Origin of the sequence: Pseudomonas sp. OV226 (assembly GCF_003148705.1) — a bacterium.
Classification (GTDB): domain Bacteria; phylum Pseudomonadota; class Gammaproteobacteria; order Pseudomonadales; family Pseudomonadaceae; genus Aquipseudomonas.
The window spans coordinates 109224-125429 of the sequence record NZ_QGGS01000002.1 but is presented as its reverse complement, the minus strand read 5'-3'; the positions used below and the strand labels follow the sequence as shown (position 1 = coordinate 125429).

General features: G+C 57.3%; 19 protein-coding genes. 12 read left to right on the top strand and 7 right to left on the bottom strand.

Annotation, left to right across the window (positions count from 1 at the left end; all coding sequences use genetic code 11):
* Positions 1–29 precede the first annotated feature (29 nt).
* The 7 genes from C7534_RS03635 (at position 30) to C7534_RS03605 (ending at position 4854) form a co-directional block, all read left to right on the top strand.
* The gene (locus C7534_RS03635; protein ID WP_109785030.1) at positions 30–599 is read left to right on the top strand and encodes an electron transport complex protein RnfA; all 570 of its coding nucleotides are present in this window, start codon (positions 30–32) and stop codon (positions 597–599) included.
* The gene (gene rsxB / locus C7534_RS03630; protein WP_109785029.1) at positions 596–1813 is read left to right on the top strand and encodes an electron transport complex subunit RsxB; all 1218 of its coding nucleotides are present in this window, start codon (positions 596–598) and stop codon (positions 1811–1813) included. Before C7534_RS03635 ends, rsxB begins: the two co-directional genes overlap by 4 nt.
* A complete protein-coding gene (locus C7534_RS03625) occupies positions 1800–2789 on the top strand; it encodes an RnfABCDGE type electron transport complex subunit D (RefSeq protein ID WP_046026475.1) in 990 nt (329 codons plus the stop codon). The genes rsxB and C7534_RS03625 overlap by 14 nt, the downstream gene beginning before the upstream one ends.
* A complete protein-coding gene (locus C7534_RS03620; protein WP_109785028.1) occupies positions 2786–3397 on the top strand; it encodes an RnfABCDGE type electron transport complex subunit G in 612 nt (203 codons plus the stop codon). Before C7534_RS03625 ends, C7534_RS03620 begins: the two co-directional genes overlap by 4 nt.
* Positions 3390–3899: an Rnf-Nqr domain containing protein gene (locus C7534_RS03615; RefSeq protein WP_109785027.1), complete on the top strand. Its 510-nt coding sequence runs from the start codon at positions 3390–3392 to the stop codon at positions 3897–3899. Before C7534_RS03620 ends, C7534_RS03615 begins: the two co-directional genes overlap by 8 nt.
* 29 nt (positions 3900–3928) lie before the next feature.
* The gene (gene nth, locus C7534_RS03610; RefSeq protein WP_046026478.1) at positions 3929–4567 is read left to right on the top strand and encodes an endonuclease III; all 639 of its coding nucleotides are present in this window, start codon (positions 3929–3931) and stop codon (positions 4565–4567) included.
* A gap of 107 nt (positions 4568–4674) precedes the next feature.
* Complete coding sequence (locus C7534_RS03605; RefSeq protein WP_007898493.1) at positions 4675–4854, top strand: PA3496 family putative envelope integrity protein; 180 nt, start codon at positions 4675–4677, stop codon at positions 4852–4854.
* Between the two features lie 93 nt (positions 4855–4947).
* Here the strand turns inward: C7534_RS03605 and C7534_RS03600 are convergent, their stop codons facing one another.
* The gene (locus C7534_RS03600; RefSeq protein ID WP_007943575.1) at positions 4948–5574 is read right to left on the bottom strand and encodes a response regulator transcription factor; all 627 of its coding nucleotides are present in this window, start codon (positions 5572–5574) and stop codon (positions 4948–4950) included.
* A 590-nt stretch (positions 5575–6164) separates the two neighbouring features.
* Between C7534_RS03600 and C7534_RS03595 the strand changes: the two genes are divergently transcribed.
* A complete protein-coding gene (locus tag C7534_RS03595) occupies positions 6165–6746 on the top strand; it encodes a hypothetical protein (protein ID WP_109785026.1) in 582 nt (193 codons plus the stop codon).
* A 171-nt stretch (positions 6747–6917) separates the two neighbouring features.
* Here the strand turns inward: C7534_RS03595 and C7534_RS03590 are convergent, their stop codons facing one another.
* On the bottom strand, positions 6918–8135 hold the full coding sequence (locus C7534_RS03590; protein ID WP_027922848.1) for an argininosuccinate synthase: 1218 nt from the start codon (positions 8133–8135) through the stop codon (positions 6918–6920).
* Positions 8136–8264: 129 nt separating this feature from the next.
* On the bottom strand, positions 8265–9170 hold the full coding sequence (locus C7534_RS03585) for a flagellar protein MotY (protein WP_046026723.1): 906 nt from the start codon (positions 9168–9170) through the stop codon (positions 8265–8267).
* A 158-nt stretch (positions 9171–9328) separates the two neighbouring features.
* Between C7534_RS03585 and pyrC the strand changes: the two genes are divergently transcribed.
* Both pyrC and rnt read left to right on the top strand, forming a co-directional pair.
* Positions 9329–10375 carry a dihydroorotase gene (pyrC, locus tag C7534_RS03580; protein WP_046026481.1) on the top strand — a complete coding sequence of 349 codons (1047 nt, stop codon included), beginning with the start codon at positions 9329–9331 and terminating at the stop codon, positions 10373–10375.
* Positions 10372–11049, top strand: coding sequence for a ribonuclease T (rnt, locus tag C7534_RS03575; protein WP_046026482.1), 678 nt, complete (start codon positions 10372–10374; stop codon positions 11047–11049). Before pyrC ends, rnt begins: the two co-directional genes overlap by 4 nt.
* 73 nt (positions 11050–11122) lie before the next feature.
* Here rnt and C7534_RS03570 read toward each other — a convergent pair whose 3' ends face one another.
* Complete coding sequence (locus tag C7534_RS03570; protein ID WP_046026483.1) at positions 11123–11725, bottom strand: peroxiredoxin; 603 nt, start codon at positions 11723–11725, stop codon at positions 11123–11125.
* Positions 11726–12037: 312 nt separating this feature from the next.
* Between C7534_RS03570 and C7534_RS03565 the strand changes: the two genes are divergently transcribed.
* Positions 12038–12256 (top strand): bacterioferritin-associated ferredoxin, encoded by a 219-nt coding sequence (locus C7534_RS03565; RefSeq protein WP_007943567.1) that lies wholly within the window; start codon positions 12038–12040, stop codon positions 12254–12256.
* A gap of 199 nt (positions 12257–12455) precedes the next feature.
* Positions 12456–12932: a bacterioferritin gene (gene bfr / locus C7534_RS03560; protein ID WP_046026484.1), complete on the top strand. Its 477-nt coding sequence runs from the start codon at positions 12456–12458 to the stop codon at positions 12930–12932.
* A 171-nt stretch (positions 12933–13103) separates the two neighbouring features.
* On the opposite strand, the gene grxD is transcribed toward bfr, so the two are convergent.
* From grxD to C7534_RS03545, 3 genes are all read right to left on the bottom strand, one after another.
* Entirely contained in the window at positions 13104–13445 is a 342-nt protein-coding gene (gene grxD, locus C7534_RS03555; protein WP_007943565.1) for a Grx4 family monothiol glutaredoxin, read from the bottom strand.
* Between the two features lie 97 nt (positions 13446–13542).
* Positions 13543–15651: a molybdopterin oxidoreductase family protein gene (locus tag C7534_RS03550; RefSeq protein WP_109785025.1), complete on the bottom strand. Its 2109-nt coding sequence runs from the start codon at positions 15649–15651 to the stop codon at positions 13543–13545.
* Between the two features lie 134 nt (positions 15652–15785).
* The gene (locus tag C7534_RS03545; RefSeq protein ID WP_046026488.1) at positions 15786–16076 is read right to left on the bottom strand and encodes a hypothetical protein; all 291 of its coding nucleotides are present in this window, start codon (positions 16074–16076) and stop codon (positions 15786–15788) included.
* Positions 16077–16206: the final 130 nt, after the last annotated feature.

Genomic DNA, 16206 nt, shown 5'->3' with positions numbered 1-16206 from the left:
AAAAAGCCCCCGTTCTTGCCGGCACGATCATGACCGAAATACTGCTTACGCTTATCAGCGCTGCCCTGATCAACAACGTCGTGTTGCACTGGCCGCTGGGCGTCGATCCACTGGTGGGCAATGAGCATCGGCAAGTCCATGCGCTGGGTATAGCGACGGCATGCCTGACGCTGATCGTCGGCCTGTCGGGCTATTTGGCCAACCGTTGGTTGCTGGTGCCGCTGGATCTGACGTCACTGCGTCTATTCGTGTTCTTGCCATTGAGCGTTCTGCTGATTGGGCCATTGTTGAAAGCACTGTCACGGCTACTGCCGACGCTGGCGTTCGACGGCCTCTGGCCACTGCTGGCAGGCAACGCGGGCGTGCTCGGCCTGACGTTGCTCAACGCCCAGGACGACAAAGGATTCTTTCACGCAACCGCCCTGAGCCTCGGCGCCGGGCTGGGGTTTTGGCTGGTGCTGAGTCTGTTCAGCGATTTGCGCCAGCGCACACTCGATAACGATGTCCCCCTGCCCTTTCGAGGCCTGCCGATCGAGTTGATCGGGGCCGGACTGATTGCAGTGGCATTTCTCGGATTTAGCGGACTGATCAAAACATGAGTCTGATTCAACGCATCGACGCCCTCTTGCCCCAGACTCAGTGCGGCAAGTGTGGCCACCCCGGATGCAAGCCCTACGCCGAAGGCATCGCCAGCGGTGAGCCGATCAACAAGTGCCCGCCCGGCGGCAGCGAAACCATCGAGGCCCTGGCCGAGTTGCTGACAGTACCGGTGCTGGAACTGGACATCAGTCGCGGCTCGGCCCCGGCGCAGATAGCCTACATTCGTGAGGCCGAATGCATCGGCTGCACGAAATGCATCCAGGCTTGCCCGGTTGACGCCATCGTCGGCGCGGCCAAGTTGATGCACACAGTGATCGTCGATGAATGCACCGGTTGCGACCTGTGCGTGGCGCCCTGCCCGGTGGACTGCATCGAGATGCGACCGCTGCCGCTAGACACGGTGCTGCCGATTGTCGGCGGACTGGCCACAAGCCTTGAAGAGCAACAGGCACGCGCCGCCAAGCGCAACCGGGCACGACGCCGATTTGAACAGCGCAATGCCCGCCTGCAGCGCGAAGAGGAACAAAAACTCGCTGAACGCCAGGCCCGTGCCCAACGCTCCGTTGTGCACAGTGAAGCGCCTACGACCGACCCGGTACAGGCAGCCCTTGAACGCGTGCGCGCACAAAAAGCGGCCAACGCCGATGCCGCGTTGAAAAAGGCCAAGATCGACCTGGCGATGAGTCGGGCGCAACTGAACAAGTCGCTCAAGGCCTTCGGGCATCCACCGACCTTCGAGCAGCAGTCGCAACTGATCGTGTTGCAACAACAATTCGAGGTGGCCGAGCAGGCCTTGGCGCAACTGGAAAGCACTTCACCGCCACCCGCTGCGCCAACCATTGCACCGACGAAGGACGCCGATCTCAAACGCGCGAAGATCCAGTTGGCCATGCGTCGCGCCGAACTCAAGAAAGCCCAGGCCAGCGAAGCACCGGCCGAGCAGATCGAAGCCCTGCAACGTGCACTCGGCGAGGCGGAACATGCTTTGCACGCCGCTGAAGCAACGAGCGACCAACCGCTACCGGACCTGGTGCGCGTCGAAAAGCGCCCCATCGACAGCCAGCTTCGACAACTGAAAACCGAGCTGGCCTACGCCCGTGCCGACGTCAGCAAGCTTGAACGAAGCGTCGACACCTCGAGCGAATTGATCGACAAGGCTCGCGCGCGGCTGCTGGAAGCACAGCGTCAGGTGGATGCCTATGTCGCCCCTTGAGCCGGTGGACGAACGCCTCCAGCAGGCCATGAAGCTGGTATTACTGGCGACCGTGCCGGGGATGCTGACGCTGTTTTGGCTGTATGGCTGGGGCGTATTGATCAATCTGATACTGACGGCGGTGACCGCGTTGGCTGTTGAGGGCGCCGTGATGCGACTGCGCCAGCGCCCGCTCATGCCAACCTTGAGCGACGGTAGCGCGCTGGTCAGTGCGACCCTGCTGGCGGCGGCCTTGCCCCCTTACTGCCCGTGGTGGCTGACGGTCTGTGCGTCGGCGTTCGCACTTCTGGGCAAACAGTTGTATGGCGGCGTCGGCAAAAATCCGTTTAACCCGGCGATGCTCGGATTCGCCTTGGTACTGGTGACCTTTCCTCAGCAAATGACGCACTGGCCGTCCTCCCACGGCATGGATCTGCTCGGCGGCTTGCAACACATTTTCGGCTTCAGCCTCGGCCAGACACCGGACGCCTGGGTGCAGGCCACTGCGCTGGATAGCCTGCGCATCAATAAAAGCCTGACCATGGATGAACTCTTCGCCGGCAACCCGGCGTTTGGCCATTTCGGCGGGCGCGGCGTGGAATGGGTCAACCTGGCCTTTCTGGCTGGCGGTGCATTTCTGCTGCAACGGCGGGTGTTCGGCTGGCATGCGCCGGTCGGCATGCTTGCGAGTCTGTTCGTCATCAGCCTGCTGTGCTGGAACGGTTCGGGTTCCGACTCCCACGGCTCACCGCTGTTTCATCTGCTCACCGGCGCCACCCTGCTGGGGGCCTTTTTCATTGTCACGGAACCGGTGTCCGGCGCAAAAAGCCCCGGCGCCCGATTGCTCTTTGGCATCGGCGTGGGCTTACTGACTTATCTGATACGCACCTGGGGCGGCTATCCGGATGGCGTGGCATTTGCCGTGCTGTTGATGAACCTGTGTGTGCCGGCGCTGGAGCGTTTTGTCGCGTCCAGGCAGGAGCAAGTAACCCCATGAGCCGCGCATCCAGTGGTGTGATTTTGGTGTTACTGGCCGGACTGGGAATCGGCGCGACCTACCTCGTGCAACAGACCAGCGCACCCCGCATTGCCGCTGCACAACGGCTGATCGACAGCCGCAAGCTGCTGGACTTGCTCCCGCCGCAACAGTACGACAATCAACCGCTGGAACAGCCGCTTGCCCTCGTCGGCATCCCGTTGGCCAACAGCACACTGCTGGGTGGCTACCTCGCGACCAGGGGCGGCCAACCGAGCGCCGTATTGCTGCGCAGCCAGACCCTGGGCTACGAAGGCTCGATCGAGTTGTTGATCGCCATCGACACTAGCGGCAAGTTACTGGGGGTCAAAACCCTCAAGCAATCGGAAACCCCGGGGTTGGGCGCAAAGATTGCCGATTGGCCCAATGCCTGGCTCCAGGTGTTTGCCGGAAAATCTCGGAACGACCCCGGCGACACGGGCTGGGCGTTGAAAAAGGATCAGGGGCAATTCGATCAGGTGGCGGGCGCAACCATCACCTCAAGAGCGGTGATCAGCGCCATTCATGACGCCTTGCGTTACTTCGATGAACACTCGCAACACATGATCGGGAACAGCGCTCATGACTAAGTCATCGACCCTGCAAAACTCGCTGATGCTTGCGCCCCTGATCGGTGCAACGAGCTCCTGGACGGCGGCGCTCGGGCTGTGGCTGATGTTCATCGTGGTCATCAGCGCTTATGGCGTTGGCATGTGGGCCTTGCGATCCCGGCTGCTTCCGTCCTCCCGCTTGCTTGCCTGCATCCTGCTGGCCGCCACGCTGACCAGTTGCGCGCAAATGGCGGCACAGGTCTGGTCGCTTCAATGGCACCAGCCTTTGGCTCTTTACACCGGATTGATTGCCTTGCAATGCGTTGTGCTGGAATACAACGGATTTTTCCAGAGCCCACGCCTTGATCGGCTACGTCTGTGCGCGCTGTTTGGCGTGTTGATGGTGGGCTTGGGTCTGCTGCGCGAACTCATGGGTAACGGTGGTCTGCACCTTGCCACCCTGGCCCCTGGCGGATTCATCCTGCTGGGGATACTGATCGCTGTACGTCAGGCGTGGGCCCGTTCGACGCCCTCTCATTGATTGACTGTTTTCGAGGAAACGCATCGCCCATGAATGCCGCAAAACGTTTGGAAATTTTCCGCCGGTTTCACGAAGACAATCCGGAGCCGAAGACTGAACTGGCTTATTCATCGCCGTTTGAATTGCTGATTGCAGTGATTCTTTCCGCCCAGTCGACCGATGTCGGCGTCAACAAGGCCACAGCCAAACTCTATCCAGTGGCCAATACGCCAGCGGCGATCCACGCGTTAGGCGTCGAGGGATTGTCGCAATACATCAAGACCATCGGTTTGTTTAACAGCAAAGCGAAAAACGTGATCGAAACCTGCCGCCTGCTCGTGGAGCGCCATGGCGGCGAAGTACCGCAAACCCGCGAGGAACTGGAAGCGCTGCCCGGCGTCGGTCGCAAGACGGCGAACGTGGTGCTCAATACCGCCTTTCGCCAACTGACCATGGCGGTGGACACCCACATCTTCCGGGTCAGCAATCGCACCGGCATTGCTCCCGGCAAAAATGTGGTCGAGGTGGAGCAGAAACTGATGAAGTTTGTGCCCAGGCAATACCTGCTCGATTCCCACCACTGGTTGATCTTGCATGGGCGTTACGTGTGCCTGGCTCGCAAGCCTCGCTGCGGCAGTTGCCGGATCGAGGATTTGTGCGAATACAAGCACAAGACCTCAGACGATTGAGGCACTATTAAAAATATTGATGTATCGATTGAAAAAATCTTTTTTACCCGCCGGACGATTGCCGATATAAGGGGCGCCAAAGGCAGTCTTAGCCTGGAGTTGACCTTATGAGCACTGGCAAAGAGCAATTGGACGTAGAAGACGACTTCACACCCGTTGAAGCCGATGACGCGGAACCGGTGGTTGAAGTGGCAAAGACCAACCTGAGCAAACGTCGCACCATCGACAATTTGCTGGAGGAACGCCGACTGCAAAAGCAATTGGCCGATTACGATTTTGACTTGTAGCACTTAAAAGCCTCCCGAAACGGAGGCTTTTTACTAAGTGCCAATCCTTGATGAGCGCCCTCTCATCGTGACCTCGTCAAATGATAGCGACACTTAAACCAAGCCATTGCGTTGAGCCAGTTCAATCAGATCGACCAGGGAGCGAGCATTGAGTTTTAACAACAGCCGGGTCTTGTAAGTACTGACGGTTTTATTGCTGAGGAACATTCCATCGGCGATCTCCTTGTTTGTCTTTCCTCTGGCCAACTGTTGCAAGACCATCATTTCGCGCCCCGAAAGGCGATCAACCATATCGGCTTCGCTGGCATTTCCAAGGCTGGACCGAACGGTATGCAACGCTTGATTCGGAAAGTAACTGTAGCCTGACAACACGGCTTTTATCGCACTGAGCAATTCAGTGAGGTCCTGCTGTTTGCAGACATAACCGGCAGCCCCCGACTGCATGCAACGCATGGAGAAATGCCCAGGCGCCTGCGAGGTCAGTATCAACACTTTCAGCGGCATCGCCGTCGATGTCAGTCGCGCAATGACTTCCAATCCATCCAGCTTCGGTATTCCAATATCCAGAATGACAATATCCGGCATAAGTTCGCGGGCAAGTTGCAGTGCGTCCACGCCGTTATCTGTTTCTGCAATGACTTCGTAGCCATGGCGCTCCATTAGCATACGTACCGCAAGACGAATGACGGGGTGATCATCCACGATCAGCACTTTATTCATGGGCAAGTCCAATTTCGCTGTTCGAATTTTTAGAGCCCGCACAATAGCCTAGTCGTTTCATCCATGGCATGCCGCCCCCCTCGGCGACCTGCACCGAGAGACATTCCCTACAAACAAGAAGGATAAGTCTTACAAAAAACGCACAAATACTGTGTGTCTGAAATTTAACCTGCCCGCCAACGTGCTGCTTTTTTAATTTTATTTGTATCTATTTACATCGAAAAAAAGTAGAAAAAACCTGAGCGGACGCCCCGGCAAACGATAAAAACTGAACTACGCTCAAGAATCATCCGGCATTTCAAGAAAAAAGTCTTCGCCCCTTAACACTAAACACCCAACTACTGTCTCAAGCCACTATCAAAAACAAACAATCGGCAACACTTAAGCACCAAGACCGCCTGACACTTATCAAATACGAACAATAAACATACCGAAACCGCCACAAACCCAGCTACGATAGAAACCACCAACGACCAAAACCAAGGACATACAACAACAAACAACCACACAAAAAAAAACAAACCCACAAACATCAGCAAAATAAACAAACCAACTAACCGAGAAAGATTATTATTCTATGAGCATAAAACATGATGAAACCCAGAAGAAAAATTACCAACCCCATGACAATCATTGCCTTGTTCGCAACACTGTCTGAAGCATCAGCGGCTATTTCTCTTCCCTTTCTCGACGATGAAGAGCGCGAGATTTACATCTGGTTCCTTATTAGTTTTCCCTTTTATTTGCTCTTGCTATTCTTTGCCACACTCAACTTCAACTACCGATCACTCTATGCCCCCTCCGATTTTGTGAAAGGAAAGCATTTCATAAAGGTCATGTCCGACGCAGATAAGCCGGAGCGCGTCCCCCCGACAGACTCCACCGAGCTGCTGGTCGAGCATCAAGTACGATTACCGACATCGTTCAGAGGCTTGTGCATCGTCGATGTCAGAAGAATGAGCAAGAAAATGGACTTCAACACCTTGATTGAGGAGGCCCAGCCATCTCAGAGGTCCACTGCACGGTTGACTGTGTTTCTCACCTGTACCGACTCAGAGGCATTGCTGCAGGAAAGTGCGATCAAGTATTCAAGGCAAGCCAAGAAGCGCCACAGCCCAGTGTTCTGGGTGGCTTACAACGTGAGTTCACAGGATATGACGACGATGGCGTGAGCGCCGGATAGCCGAGGCGGACAACGCTCCAGGAGAGAGTAAAAGCAGAAGTCATCGAACGCGTAACAAGAAGAACGCTGGATAAGCAATGTACGGCAGGAAACGCTCCCTTTTTAAGATCTGTGGCCTTGTCATCGACAAGGCCACAGCTCTATCACTGCTTCAACGGGCTCAGAAAAGCTTCCGGCCCTTGTTTGCAGCAATGCGCATGCGCAAGGCGTTGAGCTTGATGAAGCCCGCCGCGTCGGCCTGGTTGTAAGCGCCGCCGTCTTCTTCGAAGGTCGCGATGTTGGCATCGAACAACGATTCGTCAGACTTGCGACCGGTCACGATCACGTTGCCCTTGTACAGCTTCAGACGAACAACGCCGTTCACGTGGGCCTGAGACGCGTCGATCATCTGTTGCAGCATCAGACGCTCAGGGCTCCACCAGTAACCGGTGTAGATCAGGCTTGCGTATTTCGGCATCAGCTCGTCTTTGAGGTGAGCCACTTCACGGTCCAGGGTGATCGATTCGATCGCACGGTGGGCGCGCAGCATGATGGTGCCGCCCGGGGTTTCGTAGCAACCACGGGACTTCATGCCCACGTAACGGTTCTCGACGATGTCGAGACGACCGATACCGTGTTCACCACCGATGCGGTTCAGGGTCGCCAGCACGGTGGCCGGGGTCATTTCGACGCCGTCCAGTGCAACGATGTCGCCGTTACGGTAGGTCAGTTCCAGGTACTGAGGCTTGTCTGGAGCGTTCTCCGGGGAGACGGTCCATTTCCACATGTCTTCTTCGTGCTCGGTCCAGGTGTCTTCCAGCACGCCGCCTTCATAGGAGATGTGCAGCAGGTTGGCATCCATCGAGTACGGGGATTTTTTCTTGCCGTGGCGCTCGATCGGGATGTTGTGCTTTTCAGCGTAATCCATCAGCTTTTCACGCGACAGCAGGTCCCATTCGCGCCACGGAGCGATCACTTTCACGCCTGGCTTCAAGGCGTACGCACCCAGCTCGAAACGAACCTGGTCGTTACCCTTGCCGGTGGCGCCATGGGAAATGGCGTCAGCGCCGGTTTCGTTGGCGATTTCGATCAGGCGTTTGGCGATCAACGGGCGAGCGATGGAAGTACCCAGCAGGTACTCGCCTTCGTAAACGGTGTTGGCGCGGAACATCGGGAAAACGAAATCGCGTACGAATTCTTCGCGCAAGTCGTCGATGTAGATCTCTTTGACGCCCATGGCCTGTGCCTTGGCGCGTGCAGGTTCGACCTCTTCGCCCTGACCCAGGTCAGCGGTGAAGGTCACGACTTCACAGTTATAAGTATCCTGCAGCCACTTGAGGATCACCGAAGTGTCCAGGCCGCCGGAATACGCCAGAACGACCTTGTTTACGTCCGCCATGCCATCACTCCACGGGGTTCTACGGAAAGCCGGGAAGTCTACCGCTCAAACGGGACAATTTACAGAGGCGCGACAGCTTATGACGACGAAGCGACAGAATCTGTCGAGAGCGCGACGATGACCGGCAAGTCAGGAAGTGGCCGCTGGCGTGCCTGATGCGATTTGAGGCGCGACTTTATCGGTCGGTGCCACACGCTCCAGACGTACCGCGACCCGGCGATTCTTCGCCCGATTGGTGGCACTGGTGTTCGGCGCCACAGGGTAACGCTCGCCGTGGAAGCGCAGGGTGATCTGCGACTCCTGGATACCGTTGGCCTTGAAAAAGTCCATCACCGCCAACGCGCGGCGGCGTGAGAGCTCACGGTTGGTCAGGCGATTACCGCTGTTGTCGGAGTGCCCGTCGAGCTCAATGTGATTGACCGACGGATCAGCCTTCATGAACTCCAGCATCACCTGCAACTTGGCCTTGGCCTGTGGATCAAGATCGATGCTCTCACCCGGGAAGCCGACTTCGGACTGTTTAACCTGTTCGAAATTCTTTGGCAGCAGGTTCGCCACGCAGCCTTGGTAGTCGTTGAATGCCTTGCTGAACTTGACCGGCAACAGACGCACTTCCGACACCCGGCCATCGCCGGAGGAATGCCGGACTACCGGACTACGGCCATCGATGAGCCCACTGATCAAGCGCCCGGCCTGAGCCTGCGAGCTGTTGAACAGCACGTTGCCGCTGCCGATCCGCACGGAGCCCAGGTTGATGTCGCCACGCCCTGGTTGCCAGGGTGCCGCAGCCGCCAGCAAGGTCGCCGAACCACCGCCGATCATCGCGTTGTAGGCTTTCAGACGAAACGTCGCCTGCTCGCCGGCACGGCGAACGAATTCACCCGACCCGAAATCGGTGATCGGCTGAATCAAGCGACATTCGAACTTGTCCCCTTCGACCGTCCACTCAATATTCTCCAGACGGGTCTGGAAAGTGAGCGCCATCGCAGGAAGGCTGGCAAACACACTGAGCAAGGCTAAATAACGCTGGCGCACGGGAGGCTCCACTGGCTTCTGCAACAAAAAGACCGACACACGCGTGTTTACGGCTACGTAGTTCATATCGGTACGTTCCTGCAAAACTTGATAGCGAGTGCCTGCAAGAGTCTTTTCCGGTAGCATTCCCCTGAGTTTGACCCGCCTGGAATCCCCTCATGTCCGACCGCCTGACCCTGCTGCGTCCCGACGACTGGCACATTCATCTTCGCGATGGTGCCGTGTTGACCAATACCGTTGCGGATGTCGCGCGCACCTTTGGTCGCGCGATCATCATGCCCAACCTGGTACCTCCGGTGCGCAACGCCGCTGAAGCCGACGGCTATCGCCAGCGGATTCTCGCTGCACGCCCGGCCGGCAGTCGTTTTGAACCGTTGATGGTGCTCTACCTGACCGACCGCACCCAGCCCGAAGAAATTCGCGAGGCCAAGGCCAGCGGTTTCGTGTACGCCGCCAAGCTGTACCCGGCCGGCGCGACCACAAATTCGGACTCTGGCGTCACCAGCATCGACAAGATTTTCCCTGCACTTGAGGCCATGGCCGAAGTCGGGATGCCGTTGCTGATTCACGGCGAAGTCACCCGTGGCGATGTCGACGTGTTCGACCGCGAAAAAATCTTCATCGATGAGCACATGCGTCGTGTGGTCGAGCGTTTCCCGACGCTCAAAGTGGTGTTCGAACACATCACCACAGCCGACGCCGCGCAGTTCGTCAACGAGGCTTCGGCCAACGTCGGCGCAACCATCACCGCGCATCACCTGCTGTACAACCGCAACCACATGCTGGTGGGCGGAATCCGGCCGCACTTCTATTGCCTGCCGATCCTCAAGCGCAATACGCATCAGGAAGCCCTGCTCGACGCCGCCACCAGCGGCAGCGAAAAGTTCTTCCTCGGCACCGACTCGGCGCCACACGCCCAGCACGCCAAAGAAGCCGCTTGCGGTTGCGCCGGTTGCTACACCGCTTTTGCTGCGATCGAGATGTACGCCGAAGCGTTCGAACAGCGCAATGCGCTGGACAAGCTCGAAGCGTTCGCCAGCCTCAACGGCCCGCGCTTCTATGGCCTGCCAGCGAACACCGACCGCATTACTTTGGTCCGTGAAGAGTGGACCGCCCCATCCAGCCTGCCATTTGGCGAGCTGACTGTTATCCCGCTGCGCGCCGGTGAAAAACTGCGCTGGCGCCTGCTGGAGGAACACGCGTGAGTGAAGACCATTTCGACGACGAACAGGACGGTCAAGGCGGCGGAGGCGGTCCTCGTCATCCGATGGCAGCCAGATTCCGTGGCTACCTGCCAGTTGTCGTCGACGTAGAAACCGGTGGTTTCAACTCGGCCACCGATGCCCTGCTGGAAATTGCTGCAACCACCATCGCGATGGATGACAAAGGGTTTGTGTACCCCGACCACACTTACTTCTTTCGTGTAGAGCCGTTTGAAGGCGCGAACATCGAAGCCGCCGCGCTGGAGTTCACCGGGATCAAGCTCGATCATCCGCTGCGCATGGCGGTGAGCGAAGAAGCGGCACTCACCGATATCTTTCGTGGCATCCGCAAGGCCCTGAAAGCCAACAGTTGCAAACGGGCGATTCTGGTTGGGCACAACAGCAGCTTTGACCTGGGCTTCCTCAACGCAGCGGTCGCACGCCTGGACATGAAACGTAACCCGTTTCATCCATTCTCCAGCTTCGACACCGCCACCCTTGCCGGTCTGGCTTACGGTCAAACCGTACTGGCCAAGGCTTGCCAGGCGGCGGATATCGACTTCGACGGTCGTGAGGCTCACTCAGCTCGCTACGACACCGAGAAGACGGCCGAGCTGTTCTGCGGCATCGTCAATCGCTGGAAAGAAATGGGCGGCTGGGAAGACTTCAACGACTGATCTGTCGCCAGGTTTATCCCGCGCATAAAAAAACCGGCCTCAAGGGCCGGTTTTTTTATGCCTCGAACCTGCCTTACAGCGCAGCAGCGTTCTCGGTCAGGTAAGCCGCAACGCCTTCGGTCGAAGCGGTCATGCCTTTGTCGCCTTTTTTCCAGTTGGCAGGGCAAACTTCGCCGTGCTCTTCGTGGAATTGCAGAGCGTCGACCAGACGGACCAGCTCTTCGATGTTACGGCCCAGCGGCAGGTCGTTGATGATCTGCGAACGGACAACGCCTTTGTCGTCGATCAGGAACGCGCCACGGAAAGCCACGCCGCCTTCGGACTCAACGTCGTAGGCCTTGGCGATCTCGTGCTTGATGTCGGCAGCCATGGTGTAACGAACTTCGCCGATACCACCGTTGTTTACCGGGGTGTTACGCCAGGCGTTGTGGGTGAAGTGCGAGTCGATGGACACGGCGATCACTTCAACGTTGCGGGACTTGAAGTCAGCCATGCGGTTGTCCAGAGCGATCAGCTCGGACGGGCAAACGAAGGTGAAGTCCAGTGGGTAGAAGAACACCAGGCCGTATTTGCCTTTGATGGCCGACGACAGGGTGAAGCTGTCTACGATTTCGCCATTGCCGAGGACGGCTGGAACGGTGAAGTCCGGGGCTTGTTTGCCTACGAGTACGCTCATTGGATATCTCCTGGTCTATTAACGTGAAGAACTGGATTCGCATCAGCCTGCCACCCTCAGGCGACAGCCCTGTGACACGATCCCCTTCGCAAGGACCGCACATCATACACGGCGTATTTGAGCTGTCCTCAACGGATTTTGCAGGAGCGTCCAATTTCCCGTCATGTCAGTGACTGGCAGATTGCCAGGCAAAAACCGTTCGTCGGTCACGTGCGCTTATAACGTGAAGCTTTCAGAAAGCACTTTGACAATCATTCTCGTTAACATTAAGATCCATCGCAATTGAGTCACAACCAACGACGGTTTTCACTTATGTATGTCTGCCTCTGCACTGGCGTCACCGACGGTCAAATCCGCGATGCAATCTATGAGGGTTGCTGCAGCTACAAAGAAGTCCGTCAGGCCACCGGCGTTGCCAGCCAATGCGGCAAATGCGCCTGCCTTGCAAAGGAAGTGGTGCGTGAAACCCTGACCAAATTGCAATCGGCCCAGGCAGCCATTCCTTTCCCTGTCGAATTTACTGCCGCGTAAATACCCCATTTCAAAGAACCGGACTTAAAGTCCGGTTTTTTTATGCCTGAAAATCAACCGCTTACGCTCTAGACGCGGAACACAAACATTCTTATTCCGATTAATTTTCATATAAGTTTCAATAACTTAGGTTTGACACTCTTACATGCGCGGCTCAAACTCCTGCTTTATAGACAGCTACTTAGGGCAGGATCCCATCATGAAAGGCGACGTTACAGTCATCCAGCATCTCAACAAAATTCTTGCCAATGAGCTGGTCGCAATCAATCAATACTTTTTGCATGCACGCATGTACGAAGATTGGGGCCTGAACAAGCTGGGCAAGCACGAGTACCACGAATCCATCGACGAGATGAAGCACGCGGACAAGCTGATCAAGCGCATCCTGTTCCTTGAAGGCCTGCCGAACGTCCAGGACTTGGGCAAGCTGCACATCGGCGAGCACACCAAGGAAATGCTTGAGTGTGACCTGCGTATTGAACGCATCGGCCATGCCGACCTGAAAGTCGCTATCGCTCATTGCGAAACCGTTGGCGACTTCGGTAGCCGCGAACTGCTCGAAGACATTCTTGAATCCGAAGAAGAACATATCGACTGGCTGGAAACCCAATTGGGCCTGATCGATAAAGTCGGTCTTGAGAACTATCTGCAATCGCAGATGGGCGAAGACGAGTAAGTTAGCGCCCGTTTAACGCGAGACAATAAAAAGCCCCGCACTCTTTTATAGAGGCGGGGCTTTTTTATGCCCTGTAGGAGCATGGCTTGCCAGCGATGAACGATGACGCGGTGTTCTTGCTAAACCGCGGCGCCTGTATCGCGAGCAAGCTCGGCTCCTACAAAGAGCGGATCAAGCTTCGGTCTTGTTGGCAGCGGCCGCTTCAACAGCGGCTTTGATCGTGGTCTGCAACGAACCGTCAGCAGCCATTTCAGTCATGATGTCGCTACCGCCGACCAGCTCACCACCGACCCACAGTTGCGGGAAGGTTGGCCAGTTGGCGTATTTTGGCAGGTTGGCGCGGATTTCCGGGTTCTGCAGGATATCCACGTACGCAAACTTTTCGCCACATGCCATCACGGCCTGTGCGGCTTTCGCGGAGAAGCCACACTGCGGGGCATTCGGCGAACCTTTCATGTAAAGCAGAATGGTGTTGTTAGCAATCTGCTCTTTAATCGTTTCGATGATATCCATGGAGCACCTCGGCTGAACTTTCCGACTCAGAGGTCGGCACGGTGGCGCATTGTAACGGAAACCCGAGCGCCATGCTCGGCCTCCCCGACAGACACGATCACGCCGCTGCCACTGTCACCGGTACGCCGTTCAACGCCGCATTCCCCGACAGCTCGTCGAGCTGACACTCGTCAGTCAGATCGTTGGCGCTGGAACCCGGTTGACCGCTGGCGATCGTCATCTGCACACCCGGCCGTGCGTGGCCCCAGCCGTGAGGCAGGCTGACCACGCCTTTCATCATGTCCAGGCTGGCGACCACTTCCACTTCGATCATGCCGACTCGCGAGCTGACTCGCACGCGCTGCCCGTCATTGAGCCCACGACTGGCCAGGTCGTCCGGGTGCATCAGCAATTGATGTCGCGGCTTGCCCTTCACCAATCGGTGATAGTTGTGCATCCACGAGTTGTTGCTGCGCACATGACGGCGGCCAATCATCAGCAATTCATCGGCTGCCGGTGCTTGCAGCGCGGCGAAACGTGCGAGGTCGGCAAGGATCGGTGCCGGAGCTGCCTGCACATGCTGATTGGCGGTTTTCAGGCGCGGCGCCAGGTTGGACTTCAGCGCGCCCAAATCCACCCCATGCGGATGATCGAACAAGGTTGCCAGTGATAGTTTCTGTGCCGAAGCATCGCCATACAGCCCCATGCGCAATCCACGGTCGATCATTTGCGCAGGCGCGATGGTCGGTTTCAGTTCCTTGCCGGTCCTGGCGGCAAATGCCTTGGCCAGACCGACAAAGATCTCCCAGTCATGCAGGGCACCTTCGGGCTTGGCCAGAATCGCGCGATTGAAGCGTGTCACGTTGCGCACCGCGAACATGTTGAACGTTGTGTCGTAGTGATCGTTTTCCAGGGCAGACGTCGACGGCAGGATCAGGTCGGCATAGCGCGTGGTTTCGTTGATGTACAAGTCGACGCTGACCATGAACTCCAGACCGTCCAGCGCCTGCTCCAGTTGCCGGCCATTGGGCGTGGACAACACCGGATTACCGGCGACCGTGATGAGCGCACGCACCTGCCCTTCCCCTTCGGTGAGCATTTCTTCGGCGAGCGCCGACACCGGCAACTCACCGGCGTACTCTGGACGACCCGACACGCGGCTCTGCCATTGATTGAAGTGCCCGCCCGAGGTGGAGGCCACCAAGTCCACCGCCGGTTCGGTGCACAGTGCGCCACCGACCCGGTCAAGGTTGCCGGTGACCAGATTGATCAATTGCACCAGCCAATGGCACAGCGTACCGAACGCTTGCGTCGAGACGCCCATGCGGCCATAGCAAACCGCAGTCTTCGCCGCCGCAAAATCCCGCGCCAGTTGGCGAATCATTTCTGCCGGCACCGCGCACAGCGGGCTCATGGCTTCGGCAGTAAAGGTGGCGATGGCCTGACGCACGTCTTCCAGACCGTCCACCGGCAAATGGCTGTCGCGGGTCAGCTGTTCAGTAAACAAGGTATTGAGCACGCCGAACAACAAGGCCGCGTCGCCACCGGGACGCACAAACAAATGTTGATCGGCCATCGCTGCCGTTTCGCTACGACGCGGATCGACCACCACCACTTTGCCGCCCCGTGCCTGAATCGCCTTCAGGCGTTTTTCCACATCCGGCACGGTCATGATGCTGCCATTGGAGGCCAGCGGGTTGCCACCCAGGATCAGCATGAAGTCGGTGTGATCGATGTCCGGGATGGGCAACAGCAATCCATGGCCGTACATCAAATGACTGGTCAGGTGATGCGGCAACTGGTCGACCGAGGTCGCGGAAAACCGGTTGCGGGTCTTCAGCAGGCCAAGGAAATAATTGCTATGAGTCATCAACCCGTAGTTATGCACGCTGGGATTGCCTTGATACACCGCCACCGCATTCTGCCCGTGCCGCTCCTGAATCACCGCCAGGCGTTCGGCTACGAGATTGAAGGCGTCCTCCCAAGCGATAGGCTGCCATTCGCTGCCCACACGCAGCATCGGCTGACGCAGACGGTCCGGATCATTCTGTATGTCTTGCAGCGCCACTGCTTTGGGACAGATATGCCCACGGCTGAACGTATCTTGCGGGTCACCCTTGATCGAGGTGATTTGCACGCCGCCACCTTCAACCTCAGAGGTTTCGATGGTCAGGCCGCAGATGGCTTCACACAGGTGGCACGCACGGTGATGGAGAGTCTTGGTCATGGCCAGTCTCTGTCTTGTTCTGGGCGGGCAATAGCGGCCGCGGGAACAAAACTATGGCGCCAGACCCGCGACTGCGCCAGCGACGTTCGTCTTGTGAATCGCCGACTATCAGGCCAGCCGATGACTGCTGCTGATTAACTCGACGGCAGCCTGGGCGGGGGCTGCAGCTGGATTTCCTGAAGGGTTTCAATCTGTTCCTGGGAGACATAGACGCCCGTGAGCTCGCCAATCAGTCGCCAATGTTCATCGAGCCCCGAGCTGATGGTTGCCATGCGGTCGATCATCCGTCGTCCGGCGGCCCGCGTGACTTCGTCTTCGCTGCGCAACAGTTCGAAAGACATGGACGTCATGGACGCGGTCAGGTGAGTCAGTGAGCGGGCGGTGAGGCCGAGTAATTCCATCAACTGCTGTTCTTTCGATTCCATTTCGAATGCTTCCTGCGTCGCTCGTGACTTATTTATAACCCAGCACTTTGCATTAGCAAGTGTTTCAGTAAAGGCACAGTGCCATCAACTACTGCGAATGTCAGGTCAGAAACCGACCGCCGCAGCACCA

Excerpts from the sequence above, each read along its gene's own strand:
- C7534_RS03615 (WP_109785027.1), top strand. The coding sequence starts at position 3,390 with ATGACTAAGTCATCGACCCTGCAAAACTCGCTGATGCTTGCGCCCCTG.
- C7534_RS03570 (WP_046026483.1), bottom strand. The coding sequence starts at position 11,725 with ATGAGCGTACTCGTAGGCAAACAAGCCCCGGACTTCACCGTTCCAGCC.
- rsxB (WP_109785029.1), top strand. The coding sequence starts at position 596 with ATGAGTCTGATTCAACGCATCGACGCCCTCTTGCCCCAGACTCAGTGC.
- C7534_RS03635 (WP_109785030.1), top strand. The coding sequence starts at position 30 with ATGACCGAAATACTGCTTACGCTTATCAGCGCTGCCCTGATCAACAAC.
- C7534_RS03600 (WP_007943575.1), bottom strand. The coding sequence starts at position 5,574 with ATGAATAAAGTGCTGATCGTGGATGATCACCCCGTCATTCGTCTTGCG.
- bfr (WP_046026484.1), top strand. The coding sequence starts at position 12,456 with ATGAAAGGCGACGTTACAGTCATCCAGCATCTCAACAAAATTCTTGCC.
- C7534_RS03605 (WP_007898493.1), top strand. The coding sequence starts at position 4,675 with ATGAGCACTGGCAAAGAGCAATTGGACGTAGAAGACGACTTCACACCC.
- C7534_RS03620 (WP_109785028.1), top strand. The coding sequence starts at position 2,786 with ATGAGCCGCGCATCCAGTGGTGTGATTTTGGTGTTACTGGCCGGACTG.
- C7534_RS03545 (WP_046026488.1), bottom strand. The coding sequence starts at position 16,076 with ATGGAATCGAAAGAACAGCAGTTGATGGAATTACTCGGCCTCACCGCC.
- C7534_RS03550 (WP_109785025.1), bottom strand. The coding sequence starts at position 15,651 with ATGACCAAGACTCTCCATCACCGTGCGTGCCACCTGTGTGAAGCCATC.
- C7534_RS03595 (WP_109785026.1), top strand. The coding sequence starts at position 6,165 with ATGATGAAACCCAGAAGAAAAATTACCAACCCCATGACAATCATTGCC.
- C7534_RS03590 (WP_027922848.1), bottom strand. The coding sequence starts at position 8,135 with ATGGCGGACGTAAACAAGGTCGTTCTGGCGTATTCCGGCGGCCTGGAC.
- pyrC (WP_046026481.1), top strand. The coding sequence starts at position 9,329 with ATGTCCGACCGCCTGACCCTGCTGCGTCCCGACGACTGGCACATTCAT.
- nth (WP_046026478.1), top strand. The coding sequence starts at position 3,929 with ATGAATGCCGCAAAACGTTTGGAAATTTTCCGCCGGTTTCACGAAGAC.
- C7534_RS03565 (WP_007943567.1), top strand. The coding sequence starts at position 12,038 with ATGTATGTCTGCCTCTGCACTGGCGTCACCGACGGTCAAATCCGCGAT.
- grxD (WP_007943565.1), bottom strand. The coding sequence starts at position 13,445 with ATGGATATCATCGAAACGATTAAAGAGCAGATTGCTAACAACACCATT.
- C7534_RS03625 (WP_046026475.1), top strand. The coding sequence starts at position 1,800 with ATGTCGCCCCTTGAGCCGGTGGACGAACGCCTCCAGCAGGCCATGAAG.